The organism is Microbispora sp. GKU 823, from assembly GCF_002027145.1.
GTDB lineage: Bacteria > Actinomycetota > Actinomycetes > Streptosporangiales > Streptosporangiaceae > Microbispora > Microbispora siamensis.
This window is the reverse complement of record NZ_MWJN01000235.1, coordinates 1-1,896: the sequence shown is the minus strand read 5'-3', so window position 1 is coordinate 1,896 and position 1,896 is coordinate 1. Positions and strand designations below refer to the sequence as shown.

Annotated in this window: 2 protein-coding genes; both read right to left on the bottom strand. The window is 67.1% G+C overall.

Annotation, left to right across the window (positions count from 1 at the left end; all coding sequences use genetic code 11):
- The coding region (locus tag B1L11_RS44425; protein WP_079321110.1) for a substrate-binding domain-containing protein at nt 1-941 on the bottom strand (941 nt) is incomplete at its 3' end.
- 33 nt (nt 942-974) lie between these two features.
- Nucleotides 975-1,808 carry an ABC transporter permease gene (locus B1L11_RS44420; RefSeq protein ID WP_256863445.1) on the bottom strand — a complete coding sequence of 278 codons (834 nt, stop codon included), beginning with the start codon at nt 1,806-1,808 and terminating at the stop codon, nt 975-977.
- Between the last annotated feature and the right edge of the window lie 88 nt (nt 1,809-1,896).

The window sequence follows — 1,896 nt, the reverse complement described above, 5'->3', positions numbered from 1 at the left end:
GCGATCAGTCGCGCCAGCTTGATCGCCGAGCCGGCCATCGTCGGGCTGTAGGTGACCGTGGCCTTCAGCACACCGTTGTCGGCCTGGATGTCACGCATCGCGTTGGCCGAGCCCGCGCCGCCGACCATGAAGAACTCGTCACGACCGGCCTCCTTGATCGCGGCCAGCACACCGATGCCCTGGTCGTCGTCGTGGTTCCAGATCGCGTCGATCTTCTTGTGCGCCTGCAGCAGGTTGCTGGCCACCTGCGTGCCCGACTCCACCGTGAACTTGGCGTCCTGCTGCGCCGTCACCTTGAAACCGTAGGTCTTCAACGCGTCGGCGAAGCCCTTGCTGCGGTCCTGCGTCAGCGGCAGCGTCGCGATGCCCTGGATCTCCAGGATCACCGGGTCCGACACGCCCTTGTCCTTCAGCGTCTTGCCGATGAAGTGACCGGCCGCCACACCCATGCCGTAGTTGTCGCCGCCCAGCCAGGTCCGGTACGACAGCTTGTCCGGGAACACACGGTCCAGGTTGATCACCGGGATACCGGCGTCCATCGCCTGCCGGGCGACCTGGTTGAGCTGCTGACCGTCGTTCGGCAGGATCACCAGCGCGTTGACCTTGGCCTGGATCAGCGACTCCACCGCCGAGATCTGCTGGTTGATGTCGTTGGTCGGCTCGACCGGCTTGAACTCCACATCGGAGAACTGCTTGGCCGCGTCCGCCGCGTTCTTGGCGATGGCCGCGATCCAGCCGTGGTCGGCGGCCGGAGCCGAGAAGCCGATGACGACCTTCTCGCCGGGGGCGTCGTTGCCGCCCGTGGCCGCGGCCGCGGGGGCGGCGGCCGGCGCGCTCGCCTGCGCAGCGGGCTCGTTGCTGGTGCAGGCCGCGACGAGGGCGCCCGCGCCGAGGACGGCTCCGCCGAGCAGGAAGCCTCGGCGGCCGGGGTTCTTGTCCATATGACTCTCCCTTGGAATACAGGTGGTGGTTTCTCAGGTGCGTGATTTGAGGCTGCGCCGCTGCAGCAGCACGGCGACGACGATGATCGCGCCCTTGGCGACGAGCTGGTCGGCGGTGTTGAGACCGTTCAGGATGAACAGGTTGGTGATCACAGTGAAGATCAGCAGACCGAGGATCGAACCGATGATCGTGCCCCGGCCACCGCTCAGCAGCGTCCCGCCGATGATGACGGCGGCGATCGCGTCGAGCTCGTACAGGTCGCCGTGGGTGGACGACCCGGTCGTGGTCCGCGCCATGATCAGCACCGCGGCGATCCCGCAGCACAGACCAGACAGCGCGTACAGCATCAGCGTGTGCTTGCGCACGTCGATACCGGCCAGACGGGCCGCCTCGGGATTGCCGCCCACCGCATAGGTGCGCCGGCCGAACGTCGTACGGTTGAGCACCACCCAGCCGACCAGCACCACCAGCGCGAACACATACACCAGCAGCGGCAGCCCGAACACCCGCGTGGTGGACAGATCGACGATCAGCGAGTTGTCCGGCTGCACCAGCTGCGTGCGCTGGTTGGACATCCGCTGCGCCAGACCACGCCCCGCCACCATCATCGCCAGCGTCGCGATGAACGGCACCATCCGCCCGTAGGAGATCAGGATCCCGTTCAGCAACCCCGCGCCGGTGCCCACCAGCACCGCGCAAACGATCATCACGACCGGCCCGTAGGACTGGGTGGCCAGCGTGGTCGCCCACACCGACGCCAACGCCATCAACGCCCCGACCGACAGGTCGATGCCACCACCGATGATCACGAAGGTCATGCCGACCGTGATCACCCCGATGGTCGAGGCCAACGCCAGGATGCTCACCAAATTGGAGGACGTGGCGAAGTTCTCCGGCCGGGTCACCAGGCCCACGATCGCCAGCAGCACCAGCGCCGCGACCAGACCCAGATGC